This window comes from Stenotrophomonas sp. YJH_SMC_81, assembly GCF_059370875.1.
On the sequence record NZ_JCAFUB010000002.1, the window covers coordinates 130789 to 145283 of the forward strand.

The window sequence follows — 14495 nt, forward strand, 5'->3', positions numbered from 1 at the left end:
GATAGCGGAGCTTAACCAGCGCAATTGTTAAGGGCAAACAGTGTGCCAGAACTCTTGCGTCTTCACGTTCCCCCCGGGGGCAGTTTGCCCCATAATTCCCCCTTTCCCTTCTTACACAGGAATCGACCGCCGTGGTCAAGCCGTTGCCTCGCCTGAGGCTGCAGGGTTTCAACAACCTCACCAAGGCGCTGAGCTTCAACATCTATGACGTGTGTTACGCGCGCACCGAAGAGGAGCGTCAGCGTTACATTGAATACATCGATGAAGAGTACAACGCCGACAGGCTGACTCAGATCTTGACCGATGTCGCCGAGATCATCGGCGCCAACATCCTGAACGTGGCCCGCCAGGACTACGATCCGCAGGGTGCCTCGGTGACCATCCTGATCTCCGAAGAACCGGTGATCGACAAGAAGCTGGCCGGCAAGGAGCTGATCTCCGACGCCGTGGTCGCGCACATGGACAAGAGCCACATCACGGTGCATACCTACCCGGAAACCCATCCGCAGGAAGGTATCGCCACGTTCCGCGCGGACATCGACGTGGCCACCTGTGGCGTCATTTCCCCGCTGAAGGCCCTGAACTACCTGATCGAGAGCCTCGAGTCGGACATCGTGATCATGGACTACCGCGTCCGTGGCTTCACCCGCGATGTGAAGGGCAAGAAGCATTTCATCGACCACAAGATCAACTCGATCCAGAACTTCCTGGCCAAGAACATCAAGTCGCGTTACGAGATGTTCGACGTCAACGTCTACCAGGAGAACATCTTCCACACGAAGATGCACCTGAAGGACTTCGACCTGGACCAGTACCTGTTCGAGGAAAAGGCCAAGAACCTGTCGTTCAAGGAACGCATGAAGATCGAAGCGCTGCTCAAGCGCGAGATCGAAGAGCTGTTCCACGGCCGGAACCTGTCCGAGTAAGTCCCATGTGCGATGCCCGCAGGCATCGCCACCCAGGCGGGACGACCCGCCCCATGGAACCAGTGCCCCACACACGTTACAGTTCCACGGTGATGTACCGACCCACGGCCCGGTGTGAAAACACCGGGCCGTTTCGTTTTTCTCAAGAAAGGTAAGGAGCCCCCACCCATGCCCTGGATCTACCTGCTGCTGGCCGGCCTGTTCGAGATCGGTTTCGCCCTCGGAATGAAGTACTCCGAAGGCTTCAGCAAACCCCTGCCCACCGTTGCCACGGTGGTATCGGCCCTGATCAGCCTGTACCTGATGAGCCAGGCGATGAAGAGCATCCCGGTCGGCACCGCCTATGCGATCTGGACCGGCATCGGTGCCATGGGCGTGGCTGTGCTCGGCATCTACCTGTTCAATGACAGTGCGTCGCCGGCCCGCCTGGCCTGCGTGGGCCTGATCGTGGCCGGCGTGATCGGCCTGAAGCTGGTGTCGCCCAACTGATGGATGGCCCGACCAACGGTCGGGCCCCACCGTCGCCCCCCGCACCTCCTGGTAGGCCCGCACCGTTGGTGCGGGCGACCCTTCAAATGCGGTAGGCGATGGTCTTCATCACCCTGGAGGCCAGCGCCATCACGCCCGGGATCGGGAACGGCAGGCGGCGTGCGCCGGCCTGCTCGGCGTGCTCCGCATGGCGGGCTTCGTCTTCCTTCATCACCTGGATGACCGCACGGCTGCGCAGGTCGCCGGCCGGCAGGTCGACCAGGTGCTCGTCCAGATGGGCTTCCACCTGGCGCTCGGTTTCGACCACGAAACCGAGGTTCCAGCCGTCGCCGCGCAGCCCGGCCAGGGTGCCGATGGTGTAGCTGCCGGCGTACCACAACGGGTTGAACAGGCTCGGGCGGCTGCCCAGCTCGCCCAGCCGGGTGGCGCACCACGCCAGGTGGTCGGTCTCTTCCTGGGCCGCTTCCAGCAGGTGTTCACGCGTGGCAGGGTCGCGGGCCACGGCGGCCTGGCCGAAATACAGGCCCTGTGCGCAGACTTCGCCGACGTGGTTGATCCGCATCAGCCCGGCCGCGTGGCGGCGTTCAGCGTTGTCCATGCCCGGCTCGCTGGTGTCCGCGGCCGGGTAGGGGCGGGCCGCCGGCGGGTTGCCGAACACCGTGTCCAAGGCGCGCTGCGCTTCGGTCAGCAGGTGGTCCAGCGGTGTGGTCTGGCGGAGCACGGTCATGGCGGTACGCGGTGGGACGGAAGACCCCTCGATTCTCCCCCGGCTCCGGCCCCCTGCCAACCCGGGACATGGCCGGCTTGCACCGGGGGCTTGACCTGCGTACAATCCCGCCTCTTACGCTTCACCTTTCACAACGCGTGGCAGAGTTCCGGCGAGCCGTTCGCCGCAATGAGCCCGACCTAACATAGAGTTCTTCATGAGCACTTTCACTGCCAAGAACGAGACCGTCCAGCGCGACTGGTACCTCGTCGACGCCGAGGGCAAGACCCTGGGCCGTCTCGCCACCGAGCTGGCCCGCCGTCTGCGTGGCAAGCACAAGCCGGTCTACACCCCGCACGTTGATACCGGCGACTACCTGGTCGTCATCAATGCAGAAAAGATTGCCGTCACCGGCAAGAAGCTGCAGGACAAGATGTATCACCGTTTCACCGGTTACATCGGCAACCTGAAGACCGAGTCCCTGGCCCAGGCGCTGGAGCGCCACCCGGAGCGCGTGATCGAGATCGCCGTCAAGGGCATGCTGCCGAAGGGCCCGCTGGGTCGCCAGATGTACCGCAAGCTCAAGGTCTACGCCGGCACTGAGCATCCGCACGCCGCACAGCAGCCGCAGGTTCTGGATATCTAATCATGGCTATCACTCAAAACTACGGCACTGGCCGCCGCAAGTCCTCCACCGCTCGCGTGTTCCTGCGCAAGGGTTCGGGCAACATCACCGTCAACGGTCGTCCGCTGGACGAGTTCTTTGGTCGTGAGACCGCGCGCATGATCGTGCGCCAGCCGCTCGAGCTGACCAAGAACACCGAAAGCTTTGACATCCTGGTCACCGCCGCTGGCGGCGGCACCACCGGCCAGGCCGGTGCGATCCGTCTGGGCATCGCCCGTGCTCTGGTCGAGTACGACGAAACCCTGAAGTCCGAGCTGCGCAAGGCTGGCTTCATGACCCGTGACGCCCGTGAAGTCGAGCGTAAGAAGGTTGGTCTGCACAAGGCCCGCCGCGCCACCCAGTTCTCCAAGCGCTGATCTACCGCGCCTGGTTGGGCTCCTTCAGGAGCCCGCTGGATGGGAAAGCAAAAGCCCGGCTTCGGCCGGGCTTTTGTCGTTTCGGGGGGGATGCATTTCCGGGTTGCCGGCCAGCGGCCGGCACTACCCATGGTTTCGCATCTCGGAAGGGGTGGGGTCAGAGCCCTTTCCTTGGGAAAAGGATCCGACCCCGGGCCTCTCTCTGGAGAAGAGCCCCCTTGTTGTTCAAGGGGGCGCGCCGACAGGCGCGGGGATAAGGTGGAATGCGCGACCAAATCAAAAGCAAAAGGCCAGATCTTTCTGATCTGGCCTTTTGCTTTTAATTTGGCTGCCCCGGATGGATTCGAACCACCGAATGCCTGAGTCAGAGTCAGGTGCCTTACCGCTTGGCGACGGGGCAAAACGTGCAACTATTTTCTCACTTTTCACACTGAAAAACAACTTGATTTTCAATGTGGTGGCTATGGGTGGACTCGAACCACCGACCCCAGCATTATGAGTGCTGTGCTCTAACCGGCTGAGCTACATAGCCTTGGTGAGCCCGCTATTCTGCGGATGTGTATCGGCCCTGTCAACACTTTTGTGCCGCGCTTGTGGGCCGACAGAGGGCATGGGATAGTCCCGACCAGTAGATTTTCTTAGGAGTCCGCATCGTGATCGATCCGGACGGCTATCGACCGAACGTCGGCATCGTGCTGATGCGGCAGGACGGCCAGGTGTTCTGGGCACGACGCGTGCGCCGGGACGGCTGGCAGTTCCCGCAGGGTGGCATGAACACCGACGAGACGCCTGTCGAGGCCATGTATCGTGAACTGCAGGAAGAGACCGGCCTGCTGCCTGAGCACGTGGAAGTGCTCGGGGCGACGCCCGGCTGGCTGCGCTACAAGCTGCCGGCACGGGCCATCCGCCGCAATGAGCGGCAGGTCTGCATCGGGCAGAAGCAGGTCTGGTTCCTGCTGCGCCTGACCGGCGATGAATCGCATGTGCAGCTGGACCATACCGACTCGCCCGAGTTCGACCACTGGCGGTGGGTGGACTTCTGGTACCCGGTGGAGCACGTGGTGATGTTCAAGCGTGGCGTCTATGCGCGCGCGCTGCGACACCTGGCGCCGTTGGCGCGTGGGGTGGCCGGGCAGGGCGTCAGCGCCATGCCCAAGAGTGCCGCCGAGGCCTGGATGCCGGGCCACGCAGCCGGCCACGACAGGCCCCGGAAGCGCACGCCCAAGCGCGGCGGCTACTGGCCGCGCAAGGCCAAGGGGGAGTCCGGGGCGGTTTGAATGGGAGGCCACGCAGGCTGTGGGCCGATTCGTCACAACGCGTCCCCCCCGGCTGTTTCCAGCAGGACCTGGCTGCCCGCCGGGCCGGTCAATCCGACTCTGAACGGTATCGAGAATGGTTCAGGTCTCTGATTGACAACCATTCTCGTTTCCATTGGAATACGCAACAGGCCGCTTCTGGCCTGTCAGCCCGGTCCCCGCCTGTGTACGTCTGCATCTGCAACGGAGTCACCGACCACCAGATCCGCGAAGCCGCCAGCCATGGCGTCAGCACGGTGGCGGAACTGACCATGCGTACCGGTTGCGGTGCCACCTGCGGTTCGTGCCTGGACATGGCCGGCGACCTGCTGGCCAAGGCACGCGCGACGCACGATCTGCCGCTGCCGGTATTGGGCCTCGCCCAGGTCGCCTGATCGTTTCCTCGCGGCCTGTTGACGCCGCGCTTTCGCGTCCTTCACCTGCAACCGCGCAGGCCAATGCGCACGATTCGCGTTCCTTCACCACCGCACGCAAGGCGTTACAGTGCCTGCGTTTTCAGCGTGCAGGAGCATCCCCATGAAGGGCGACACCAAGGTCATCGAATTCCTCAACAAGGTCCTCTACAACGAGCTGACCGCGATCAACCAGTACTTCCTGCACGCCAAGATGCTGAAGAACTGGGGCATCAAGGAACTGGCCGAACACGAGTACAAGGAATCGATCGACGAGATGAAGCATGCCGACATGCTCGCCGACCGCATCCTGTTCCTCGAAGGCCTGCCGAACTTCCAGGCGCTGGGCAAGCTGCGCATCGGCGAGAACCCCACCGAAATCCTGCAGTGCGACCTGTCGCTGGAACGCGATGGCGTGGTCACCCTGCGCGAGGCGGTGGCCTATTCCGATTCGGTTGGCGACTATGTCAGCCGCCAGCTGTTCGTGAAGATCCTCGACTCGGAGGAAGAACACATCGACTGGCTGGAAACCCAGCTCGACCTGATCGAGCGTATCGGCGAGCCGAAGTACCTGCTGAGCAAGCTGGAAGAGTGAATCAGCGGTCCTGGCCGGCGCGATGCTGTGCCAGGTAGCCCGTCAGTGCAACGCGCGCCCGGGCGAATTCCGCAACCAGCAGCGCCACCGCCACTGCGGGGCGCTGCAGGCTGCCACTACGGGTCTCGTGCTCGATCCGCTGCGCGATCGCCGACAGCGACAACGCCCCCACGTTCGCGCTTGATGATTTCAGGCTGTGCGCGACGGCCTGCATGCGCGGTTCATCGCTGTTCCGCGCGGCCAGCTGCAACTGCTGCACCATCGCTGGCGCATCTTCAAGAAATGCCGTGACGATCTGGGTGGCAGCATCGCCGATCACCGCGTGCAGTTCATCCAGCACATCGCGGTCGAGCACCGGTTGTGGTGCTGGCGCCACCTGCTTTTCCGGATTCTGTAGAGCCGCGCCATGCTCGGCTGATGGCGTGCGACTGCAATTGGCCGTCAGGCGAGCATCACCCGGCTCCACAGAAGGCCGTGCAGGTGCTGCGGCTTTACCGCCACCCCAGCGCTGCAGCAGCGCATGCAGCGTTGCGCGCGCGATCGGCTTGGACAGGTAATCGTCCATGCCGGCCTGCAGGCAGCGCTCGCGGTCGCCGGCCATCGCATTGGCGGTCATCGCGATGATCGGCAGTCGCGCACGCCCGGTTTCCGCTTCTTCGGCGCGCCAGCGGTGCGTGGCGGCGTAGCCGTCCAGCACCGGCATCTGGCAATCCATCAGCACGATGTCCAGCCCGCCTTCGCGAAGGGCGGCCAGGGCCTGTTCGCCATCGGCGGCGTTGCGCACCTCGCACTGGAACACCCGCAGCAGCTGCTCGGCCACCATCCGGTTCACCGTATTGTCCTCCACCACCAGCACGCGCAGATGCAGCGGCGGCAGCGTGGCAGCTGGTTGCTCGTGTTCCGCGCTGGCCAGCAGCGCAGCGGGGCGGGCAGAGGCGACCGGTGCCGCCAGCAGTGCATGCAGGGCGGCGTCGTCGAAGTGGGAGGGCAACTGGCGCTGGCGGGGGCGTTGCGCAATCGCATCCTCCTGCAGCCACAGTACCTGCAGTGCATCGTCGTCGTCGCGTTCCCCCAGTGCGAGCTGCAGCGTGGCCTCGCCGTTGCGGCGTGCGCGCGCATCGACCAGCAGCCAGGCGGGTGCCGGTTTTCCGGGCCGCGCGGGAGCGCGCAGGCGCTCGACCACGCTGTCCAGTTGCGCCAGCACCTCCACCTGCAGTCCATGGTGGGCAGCGATGCGCTCGATGCGTGCCTGCAGCGTTGCATCGGCACTGAACAGCAGCAGCGGTGCCGGCGCGCGCGTCATCGCCGGCAGGTCGCCAGGAACCTTCAGCAGCGGGATCTCGAACCAGAACGTAGCACCCTGGCCGGGCGTGGACTGCACACCAATACGCCCGTGCATCAGGTCGATGATGCGCTTGCAGATGGCCAGGCCCAGGCCGGTGCCGCCGTAGATGCGCGTGGTGGATGCGTCGGCCTGGCTGAAAGACTGGAACAGGCGTGCCTGCAGCGCGTCGTCGATGCCGATGCCGGTATCGATGATCTCGAAGCGCAGCTGGTGCTGCGCGGCACCTTCGCCCAGGCGCAGCACACGCAGCTGCACCTGGCCGCGGGCGGTGAACTTGATCGCATTGGCCAGCAGGTTGCTCAGCACCTGGCGCAGGCGCACCGGGTCGCCGCGCACCGGCAGGCGCACCGATGGATCCAGCTGCAGGCCCAGTGCCAGGCCCTTGGCGTCGGCGGCGCGCTGCATCAGCTGCACCACGCCGTCGAGCAGATCGCGGAGGTTGAAGCTGGTGATTTCCAGCTCCAGCGCCTGTGCTTCCAGCCGGGAGTAGTCGAGGATGTCGTCGACGATGCGCAGCAGCTGCTGCGAGCTGGCCGAGGCGGTGGCCAGCATCTGCCGCTGGTCCTCGCCCAGTGGCCCGCGTGCGATCAGCTCCAGCATCGGCAGGATGCCATTGAGCGGGGTGCGGATCTCGTGGCTCATCGTGGCCAGAAACTCGCCCTTGGCAAGCACGGCCGCCTCGGCGGCCTGCTTGGCCTGCAGCAGCTGTTGTTCCAGCTGGCCCTGGCGTTCAGTGGTATGGCGTAGCTGGTCCCGTTCAGCGGCCAGCGCGCCGTGCGTGCGCTGCAGCTGCGCCAGCGCACGGTCGCGCGCACGAAGCCGCAGGCCCAGCACCATCAGCGCGATGGTGGCCGCGGCGAGGGCAACCAGCAGCACGCCCCACAGCGGCACGTCAGAGCACCGCGTTGTGGAAGTCGAAGTTCAGGTCGCTGCCGGCCGACTGCACCATGTTGCCCTGGATGTAGTCGACGCCGCCGACCCACATCGCCGCCGCAGCCTGCGGATCCTCGATCTGCTGGCCGATGATCTGCAGCCCGGCGGCATGGGCCTGATCGATCGCCTTGCGCAGCTCCTCGCGCGTGGCCGGATTGGCGTGGCTGCTGGAAAAGCGCGTAGCCATGCGCACGAACGACAGCGGCAGCTGGTTCAGCAGGGCATCGGCCTCGCCGCTGGGTTCGAACTGGCTCAGGCAGAAGCGCACCCCGGCACTGGCCATGCGCTGGCAGAACTGCTGCAGCGGCACGGTGTGGATCAGTGCGTCCGGCAGGCGCACGTCGATCACCAGTGCACTGCCCGGCAGGTCGCGCTGCTGCAGTGATTCCAGCAGCCAGTCGGCGAAGGCGTCGCGCTGCAGGGTGCGCAGCGACTGCGAGACGAACAGGTTCAGTGGCTGCGTCGCGTGGCGGTACAGGTCCAGCAGCCCCAGCGCGTGGTCCATCACCTGCTGATCGAGATCGGCGATGCGGCCTGCGGCTTCCGCGGCCGGGATTACCTGCCCGGCCGCCAGCACGGTGCCGTCGGCCTGGCGAAGGCGCAACAGCAACTGGTACTGCGCGGTGTTGCCACCGGCAACAGCGACGATCGGCTGATAGGCCAGTTCCAGCTGTCCTTCCAGCAGCGCCAGGTGTTCCTGTTCGGTGACTGCCTGGCGGTGCACATGGCCGGCCACCCCGGCGCTGAGCAGGCGCGCCTGCAGGGTGGTGCGCTCGACGGCTTCCAACGCACTGTTGGCATCGTCGAAGCCCGGTGACAGCGGTGCGTAGCCAACTACGCCGCGCAGGTGCACGGATTCGTCGTCGCGGATCACGAAGGCACGTGCCGACAGCTGCTCGCGCAGGCTGGCAGCGATGCTGTCAAGGGCGTCCTCGTCGGCGCTGCGGGCCAGCAGCAGGAAGCTGTTGTCGTTCAGGCGTGCCAGCAGGTGCGGATGGCCGGCTTCGGCCAGGCGCTGCCCGGCCTGCACCATCAGCCGTTCAAACGCGGCATAGCCATAGCGTTCGCGCAGGCCCAGCGCGCTGGCCACTTCGATGAAGAACACGCCGCCCTGATCGCGGTGGGCGAGTGCGGTGTTGAGCTGCTGCAGCACGTGGTGGCGCGTCGGCAGGCCGGTTTCCGGATTGCTGGTGGCCGGTGCGCCGGTGGCGCCGGGCAGGGTCGCGGCCTGGGCTCGTGCGCGGCGGATGCGGTTGGCCACCGCTGCGATCAGGTGGCGGGGCCGGATCGGCTTGCTCAGGTAGTCGTCCGCGCCGCTGTCGAGGACTTCGAACTGGCGCTCCGGATCCGGATCACCGCTGAGGAACACGATCGGAAGCAGCTGCAGGCCGGGCTGCTGGCGGATCAGCGCGGTCAGGCGCATGCCGTCCAGGCCGGGCAGGTGAAGATCCATCAGGATCAGGTCGGGGCGGTGCTCCTTGATGGCCTGCAGCGCGGCATCGGCATCGTTGTGGACGATCGCCTGCATGCCGGCGCCGTGCAGCACGCTCTGCGCGAACAGGGCCTGCGCGCGATCGTCTTCAACGATCAGCACGCGGTAGGGCGAGTCCGATGGCGACGGGGCCAGATCGTTGTTGTCGGCGTCGGCCAGTGCGACCGGGCCGGGCAGCGGCGGCGGCGCGCTGTTGGCCGGCGTGGACGCATCGGCCGCGACAGGGGATGGGCTCGCCGCCATCGGTGGGACCACGGCCGGAGACGCCGTCTCGGGGGCCCAGCGTTGCCAATGGTCGGCCGGAGGGGTTTCAGCGCGTCCCGGGCGGGCGCCCGCGGGGGATTCGTTTGCGGCCATCGGTGCTCCTGGTGTTCGCGTCCATTATGCGACAAGCCCGGCGCTCAGCCGGTACCGGTGTGCCCTGGCGGTGCTGCCGATGCACCGCGCGCCAGCCAGCGCACGCCCTTCCACAGGGCGCGCCAGACCAGCCACACCAGCAGCGCACCGGCCAGGCTGCAGGCCAGCACCACGACCAGCGCGATCCACGGGTGTGCCAGGGCGAGGGCCAGGCCACCGATCACGACGGTGTCTTCGGCCGCAGAGGCGACCCAGTTGCTGGCCGGTTCCGGCGAGGTGTTGAGCAGGGCGCGGGTACCGGCCTTCAGGCCATGGCTGGCCAGGGCGACGCCGGCACCGGCGGCGAGCGCACCGGTGCCCAGCTGGCCATCCGGCGACAGCGTGGCCGCCGCAAGGAATGCGCCGGCGGGTACGCGCGCGAGCGTCTGCACCAGGTCCCACACCGAATCCACGCCAGGGATCTTGTCGGCGAAGAACTCGGCCACCGCCAGCGCCGCCGAGGTGCCCAGCACCCACCATGATTCGGTGGCCTGCAGGGCGGGGGGCAGATCGACCCAGCCAAGCAGCCCGGCCAGGCCGACACCGAACACGGTGAGGTAGACGCGGATACCGGCCAGCCAGGCCAGCAGGATGCCGATCACGAACAGGTGGGCTTCGGTCATGGCGATGCTCCGGCGACGGAACTGTGCAGGGGGCCACACTATCGACGATGGCGTGCCTGAACGCCACCGACCGTGGCCGGCCGCTGCGCAGGAAACCCACCCGTCCTGTCATACACTAGCCCGTCGTTTGCCACAGGGGCCGTACCGGTGTCGCCCTTGCGATACCCCGGAAACCACCCATGACCAACCGTCCTCCCATGCGCGTGCAGGTCCGCCTGCCCGGCGCGCCGCAACCGCCTGCCGACCGTCGCCGCCTGCTGGTGATCGGCGGCATCTGGCTGCTCAGCCTGGTGCTGGCGGTGCTTGGCGGCTGCTGGATGGCCACCCCGCGCGATGCCCAGGGCCAGCGCCTGCAGGCCGCCGAGAAGCGTGCCGAGGCGCTGCAGGCGCAGCTGACCGAGCTGCGCCAGAAGCAGGCCACGCTGGAAGCCTCCGACCGCATCAGCCGTGCCGCAAATACCGAGGTGCAGTCCTCGTTGGCCGAGCGCGATGAGGAAATCGCCGGGCTGCGCGCCGATGTTGCCTTCTATGAGCGGCTGGTCGGCTCGACCAGCCAGCGCAAGGGCCTGAACACCCATTCGATCGAGTTCAGCCCGGAAGCGGCCGGCACCTGGCAGTACACCGCCGTGCTGACCCAGAACCTCAACCGCGGGGCCATCAGCCAGGGGCAGATGCGCTTCACCGTGGAAGGCGTGAAGAACGGCAAGCTGGCCACGATCAGCTGGGATGATCTGCACCAGCGCAGCAAGGTGCCGGGACAGGACTACTCGTTCCGGTACTTCCAGCAGCTCACCGGCAGCGTGATGCTGCCGGCTGACTTCACCCCGCAACGCGTGCGGGTGACATTGGGGAGTGGTACGGGGGGTACCACCCAGGTATTCGACTGGAAACAGGCCGGTGCGCCGGCCAGCAAAGGGGAGTAGGCAGATGTTCGGAAGCAGCAAATCCAACCGTGAAGGCCAGCTGGTGGTGGATGCCCTGATCGGCAACCAGGTGGTGATCCGCGGTGATGTGGAATTCAGTGGTGGCCTGTATGTGGAAGGCCGCATCCACGGCAAGGTGATCGCCGCCGAAGGCGCCAGTGGTGCGACCCTGACGGTTGCCGAGCACGGCGTGATCGAAGGTGAGATCCGGGCCCAGGTGGTGGTCATCAGTGGCCGCCTGGACGGCGATGTACACGCTACCGAGAAGGTCGAGTTGACCCCGAGCGCACGGGTCAATGGCAACGTCCATTACCAGGTGGTGGAGATGAACGCGGGCGCGCAGCTGAACGGCCGCCTGATCCATGCCAGCGCCCCGATGGCAGCCTTGCCGGCGCCGGAAGGCGAAGACGCCCATGATGGCAAGGGCGATACCGCCGCGCGTCGCAAGCTGGCCGAGGCGATGGCTTGAAAGCCGTCGTCGGCACCCCCATGCTGGCAGCATGAGCACGCTAGTCTCCCTGCCCGGCGCCACCTCGGTTGCCGCGCCCGATTACCAATCGCTGGAGCGCCCGCTGAACTTCACCGAGTCGGCGGCCGCCAAGGTCAAATCCCTGATCCAGGAAGAGGGCAACCCCGACCTGGCCCTGCGTGTGTACATCGAGGGAGGCGGCTGTTCGGGCTTCCAGTACGGGTTCGAGTTCGACGAGAACCGTGCCGAGGATGACCTGGCGGTACAGACCAGCGGTGTGACCCTGCTGGTCGACCCGCTGAGCCTGCAGTACCTGATGGGCGCGGAGGTGGATTACACCGAGAGCCTGACGGGTGCCCAGTTCGTGATCCGCAACCCGAACGCAAAGACCACCTGCGGCTGCGGCAGCAGTTTCAGCATGTAAGCAGGGCGCGGGGCCTGTGTCCCGCGCGACAAGGTGTGTGGAGCAAGCTCCACACCCACAGACGGTTTCCGCAAAGCCTGCGGCTTGCCACCTGCATCGATTGGCGGCACGCTTGGCGGATGCCCAATACTCCTTCGCCGCTTTCCGGTTTTGCCTTCGTTGGCGAACCGTTGGAGCGCGCCGATGCCCTGCGCGAAGATGCCGATGCACTGGCGCGCCTGTGGCCGGGCGCGCGCATCCTCGTCCTCGATCACGATGGCAGCGCCTTCACCGGCGATGACGACCAGCCGCTGGCGCTGACCGGCGCCGACGTCGGCGGTGGCCCGGGCGCCGCAGTTTTCCTGGGGCTTCGCGGTGATCAGGCATGGTTCTCGGTCGAAGCCACCCATGTCACCGTGAGCGCGCCACGCCGACTCGATCTGCGCCAGGCTGCATTGTTGTGGCCGATGGCCGATGCCACCGCTTTCAGCTATGCCCGTGGCATGTCCTACTGGCACTCGCGCACCCGCTTCTGCGGCGTATGCGGCGGCGCGGTGGCGTTTGCCCGTGGCGGCTTCGTCGGCCGTTGCGCGCAGTGTTCCACCGAACACTATCCGCGCGTCGATCCGGCGGTGATCGTCGCCGTGGAAAACCAGGGCCGGCTGCTGCTGGGCCGACAGTCGAACTGGGCCCCGCGCCGTTACTCGGTGCTGGCCGGCTTCGTCGAACCTGGCGAGACCTTCGAGCAGACCGTGGTGCGCGAAGTCCATGAGGAGAGCAAGGTGCGGGTGACCGCCTGCCAGTACCTCGGTTCGCAGCCGTGGCCGTTCCCCGGCGCGCTGATGGTCGGCTTCCGTGCACAGGCGCATGACGACCTGCCGACCGTGGATGGCGAGCTGGAAGACGCGCGCTGGTTCAGTGCCGACGAGGTCGGCGCCGCGTTGGCGCGCGATGTGGAGGACGACGGCCAGGGCATCCGCCTGTCGCCACCGATCTCGATTTCGCGGAGCCTGATCGAACACTGGTACCGCCAGCAGCGGGGCTGAGCCGGCGTTTCGGCCGGGCCGATCGTGGCAGCTGTATTGCCGCCACCTGAACACGGCCCGGGTTACAGTCCGGTTCACCCGCGAGGGCACCACTGCGACAGGTAAGGTAGCGGCGCCGAGCGTTCTGTTTCGTAGGGAGACCTGCCATGTTCACCACTCTGGCCGCCGTGCTGGTGGCGCTGGCCCTGGGCCACGTTGCCCCGGCCGCTGCCGCCTCGATGCGCCGTTTCGACGGCTTCCGGCGCTGGCTGGGCTGGCTGGACGCGCGTGGTGGCAAGGCCTGGCAGGGACCGGCTGGAGTGGCGCTGGCGCTGCTGCCGCCGTTGCTGCTGATGGGGCTGCTGGCGTGGCTGCTGCGCGGAGTGCTGTTCGGCCTGCCGTCGCTGCTGCTGGGTGTGGCCGTGCTGGCCTGGTGCTGGGGGCCGCGCGACCTGGATCGCGATATCGAAGCCATCATCGATGCGGACGACGCCGCGACGCGGCAGGCAGCCGTACGCAACCTGCAGGCCGCCGGTGGCAGCCTGCGCGAAGACGTGCCGTCGCTGGTCGAAGCGACCGTGCTCAATGCGCTGCGTCGCTGGTTCGCGGTGCTGTTCTGGTTCCTGCTGCTGGGCCCGGCCGGTGCGCTGGGCTACCGCTTGCTGGCGCTGATGGCGGAAAGCCCGATGCGTGCACGCGTGCCGGTGGAGCCGCTGGCGCTGGCGCAGCGCCTGCTGGGCTGGATCGAGTGGCCGGTAGCGCAGCTGATGGCGTTCTCGATGGCGCTGGTCGGCAACTTCGATACGGCGTGGAAGGCCTGGCGCCAGGCCCATGGCGAACGCCTGGTCGGCACCATCGGGTTTCTGGGCGCGGTGGCGCGGGCCAGCGTCAACGCCGAGCTGCGCGAGGACGCGCACGATTACACCGAGGCGGGGCTGTTGCCGGTGTGGCAGCGGCTGCCGGACCTGCGTGATGCGATGAGCCTGGTGTGGCGGATGCTGCTGCTGTGGCTGGCGATCCTGGCGTTGCTGGTGATTGCAGGCTGGGTGACGTAGTTGTTTTGCAGGGCTTGCAGCCCTGCACCTGCAGAGGCAACAGCAACAGCGGCTCTGGGTTGCTGACGGTTGGGCGGGGAGGTGTGGGGCTGCAGGACACGCCGTAAACCCCCAAACCGGCCCAGCCGCTGGCGGCTGTGCGTTCAGGCGCTTGCGAAGCAGTGCTTCGCAAGCAAAGCGCCCTCACCCCTGGAGGCTCGATGGCGCCATCCATGGCGCCAACGGTCCTGCGGCCCCACACCGCCCCACCCCCGACAGTTTCCCGGTGACGGTGGGTCAACTGCGACTGCCGGTGGGTGTCGACCTTGGTCGACACGGTAGATCCACGCCATGCGTGGATGCAGAGCGAAGCGATCCGCTTCCGCT

At 66.5% G+C, this 14495-nt stretch carries 16 protein-coding genes and 2 tRNA genes; 12 read left to right on the forward strand and 6 right to left on the reverse strand.

Going from position 1 to position 14495, the window contains the following annotated elements:
* Window positions 1-131 precede the first annotated feature (131 nt).
* Entirely contained in the window at window positions 132-926 is a 795-nt protein-coding gene (gene speD / locus AC5P8U_RS04190; protein WP_005411315.1) for an adenosylmethionine decarboxylase, read from the forward strand.
* Between the two features lie 168 nt (window positions 927-1094).
* Window positions 1095-1415, forward strand: coding sequence for a DMT family transporter (locus tag AC5P8U_RS04195; protein WP_005419816.1), 321 nt, complete (start codon window positions 1095-1097; stop codon window positions 1413-1415).
* A gap of 82 nt (window positions 1416-1497) precedes the next feature.
* On the opposite strand, the gene coq7 is transcribed toward AC5P8U_RS04195, so the two are convergent.
* Complete coding sequence (gene coq7, locus AC5P8U_RS04200; RefSeq protein WP_072168912.1) at window positions 1498-2142, reverse strand: 2-polyprenyl-3-methyl-6-methoxy-1,4-benzoquinone monooxygenase; 645 nt, start codon at window positions 2140-2142, stop codon at window positions 1498-1500.
* Between the two features lie 196 nt (window positions 2143-2338).
* Between coq7 and rplM the strand changes: the two genes are divergently transcribed.
* Entirely contained in the window at window positions 2339-2767 is a 429-nt protein-coding gene (gene rplM, locus AC5P8U_RS04205; protein ID WP_005414692.1) for a 50S ribosomal protein L13, read from the forward strand.
* Between the two features lie 2 nt (window positions 2768-2769).
* Complete coding sequence (gene rpsI / locus AC5P8U_RS04210; protein ID WP_005411311.1) at window positions 2770-3162, forward strand: 30S ribosomal protein S9; 393 nt, start codon at window positions 2770-2772, stop codon at window positions 3160-3162.
* Window positions 3163-3487: 325 nt separating this feature from the next.
* Here rpsI and AC5P8U_RS04215 read toward each other — a convergent pair.
* Together AC5P8U_RS04215 and AC5P8U_RS04220 are read right to left on the reverse strand one after the other, a co-directional pair.
* Window positions 3488-3562: transfer RNA gene (locus AC5P8U_RS04215), tRNA-Gln, on the reverse strand.
* Window positions 3563-3617: 55 nt separating this feature from the next.
* A tRNA-Met gene (locus tag AC5P8U_RS04220) sits at window positions 3618-3694 on the reverse strand.
* 121 nt (window positions 3695-3815) lie between these two features.
* Between AC5P8U_RS04220 and AC5P8U_RS04225 the strand changes: the two genes are divergently transcribed.
* The 3 genes from AC5P8U_RS04225 (at window position 3816) to bfr (ending at window position 5465) form a co-directional block, all read left to right on the forward strand.
* On the forward strand, window positions 3816-4439 hold the full coding sequence (locus AC5P8U_RS04225; protein WP_005419809.1) for an RNA pyrophosphohydrolase: 624 nt from the start codon (window positions 3816-3818) through the stop codon (window positions 4437-4439).
* 203 nt (window positions 4440-4642) lie between these two features.
* A complete protein-coding gene (locus AC5P8U_RS04230) occupies window positions 4643-4852 on the forward strand; it encodes a (2Fe-2S)-binding protein (protein ID WP_005411309.1) in 210 nt (69 codons plus the stop codon).
* 142 nt (window positions 4853-4994) lie between these two features.
* The gene (gene bfr / locus AC5P8U_RS04235; RefSeq protein WP_005419804.1) at window positions 4995-5465 is read left to right on the forward strand and encodes a bacterioferritin; all 471 of its coding nucleotides are present in this window, start codon (window positions 4995-4997) and stop codon (window positions 5463-5465) included.
* A gap of 1 nt (window position 5466) precedes the next feature.
* Here bfr and AC5P8U_RS04240 read toward each other — a convergent pair whose 3' ends face one another.
* Genes AC5P8U_RS04240 through AC5P8U_RS04250 form a run of 3 tightly spaced genes read right to left on the reverse strand, consistent with a single transcriptional unit; the run spans window position 5467 to window position 10254 of the window.
* The gene (locus tag AC5P8U_RS04240) at window positions 5467-7701 is read right to left on the reverse strand and encodes an ATP-binding protein (RefSeq protein ID WP_111008327.1); all 2235 of its coding nucleotides are present in this window, start codon (window positions 7699-7701) and stop codon (window positions 5467-5469) included.
* 1 nt (window position 7702) lies between these two features.
* On the reverse strand, window positions 7703-9592 hold the full coding sequence (locus tag AC5P8U_RS04245) for an EAL domain-containing protein (protein ID WP_495213939.1): 1890 nt from the start codon (window positions 9590-9592) through the stop codon (window positions 7703-7705).
* A gap of 44 nt (window positions 9593-9636) precedes the next feature.
* Window positions 9637-10254, reverse strand: coding sequence for a DUF4126 domain-containing protein (locus AC5P8U_RS04250; protein ID WP_252744862.1), 618 nt, complete (start codon window positions 10252-10254; stop codon window positions 9637-9639).
* Window positions 10255-10433: 179 nt separating this feature from the next.
* Here AC5P8U_RS04250 and AC5P8U_RS04255 point away from each other — a divergent pair, with 179 nt between their 5' ends.
* The 5 genes from AC5P8U_RS04255 to ampE all read left to right on the forward strand — a co-directional run bounded on the left by AC5P8U_RS04255 (window position 10434) and on the right by ampE (window position 14129).
* Complete coding sequence (locus AC5P8U_RS04255; protein ID WP_005419791.1) at window positions 10434-11177, forward strand: DUF6776 family protein; 744 nt, start codon at window positions 10434-10436, stop codon at window positions 11175-11177.
* Window positions 11178-11181: 4 nt separating this feature from the next.
* Window positions 11182-11646, forward strand: a complete 465-nt coding sequence (locus tag AC5P8U_RS04260) for a bactofilin family protein (protein WP_053497672.1) — start codon at window positions 11182-11184, stop codon at window positions 11644-11646.
* A 31-nt stretch (window positions 11647-11677) separates the two neighbouring features.
* Complete coding sequence (erpA, locus tag AC5P8U_RS04265; protein ID WP_252744863.1) at window positions 11678-12070, forward strand: iron-sulfur cluster insertion protein ErpA; 393 nt, start codon at window positions 11678-11680, stop codon at window positions 12068-12070.
* Between the two features lie 119 nt (window positions 12071-12189).
* On the forward strand, window positions 12190-13095 hold the full coding sequence (nudC, locus tag AC5P8U_RS04270) for an NAD(+) diphosphatase (protein WP_088497350.1): 906 nt from the start codon (window positions 12190-12192) through the stop codon (window positions 13093-13095).
* A 146-nt stretch (window positions 13096-13241) separates the two neighbouring features.
* Window positions 13242-14129: a regulatory signaling modulator protein AmpE gene (ampE, locus tag AC5P8U_RS04275; RefSeq protein WP_072168916.1), complete on the forward strand. Its 888-nt coding sequence runs from the start codon at window positions 13242-13244 to the stop codon at window positions 14127-14129.
* The last annotated feature ends 366 nt before the right edge of the window (window positions 14130-14495 follow it).

What these genes read in the sequence shown, in the direction of transcription:
- AC5P8U_RS04195 (WP_005419816.1), top strand. Translation starts at nt 1,095, where the DNA reads ATGCCCTGGATCTACCTGCTGCTGGCCGGCCTGTTCGAGATCGGTTTC.
- coq7 (WP_072168912.1), bottom strand. Translation starts at nt 2,142, where the DNA reads ATGACCGTGCTCCGCCAGACCACACCGCTGGACCACCTGCTGACCGAA.
- rplM (WP_005414692.1), top strand. Translation starts at nt 2,339, where the DNA reads ATGAGCACTTTCACTGCCAAGAACGAGACCGTCCAGCGCGACTGGTAC.
- rpsI (WP_005411311.1), top strand. Translation starts at nt 2,770, where the DNA reads ATGGCTATCACTCAAAACTACGGCACTGGCCGCCGCAAGTCCTCCACC.
- bfr (WP_005419804.1), top strand. Translation starts at nt 4,995, where the DNA reads ATGAAGGGCGACACCAAGGTCATCGAATTCCTCAACAAGGTCCTCTAC.
- AC5P8U_RS04245 (WP_495213939.1), bottom strand. Translation starts at nt 9,592, where the DNA reads ATGGCCGCAAACGAATCCCCCGCGGGCGCCCGCCCGGGACGCGCTGAA.
- AC5P8U_RS04250 (WP_252744862.1), bottom strand. Translation starts at nt 10,254, where the DNA reads ATGACCGAAGCCCACCTGTTCGTGATCGGCATCCTGCTGGCCTGGCTG.
- AC5P8U_RS04255 (WP_005419791.1), top strand. Translation starts at nt 10,434, where the DNA reads ATGACCAACCGTCCTCCCATGCGCGTGCAGGTCCGCCTGCCCGGCGCG.
- AC5P8U_RS04260 (WP_053497672.1), top strand. Translation starts at nt 11,182, where the DNA reads ATGTTCGGAAGCAGCAAATCCAACCGTGAAGGCCAGCTGGTGGTGGAT.
- erpA (WP_252744863.1), top strand. Translation starts at nt 11,678, where the DNA reads ATGAGCACGCTAGTCTCCCTGCCCGGCGCCACCTCGGTTGCCGCGCCC.
- nudC (WP_088497350.1), top strand. Translation starts at nt 12,190, where the DNA reads ATGCCCAATACTCCTTCGCCGCTTTCCGGTTTTGCCTTCGTTGGCGAA.
- ampE (WP_072168916.1), top strand. Translation starts at nt 13,242, where the DNA reads ATGTTCACCACTCTGGCCGCCGTGCTGGTGGCGCTGGCCCTGGGCCAC.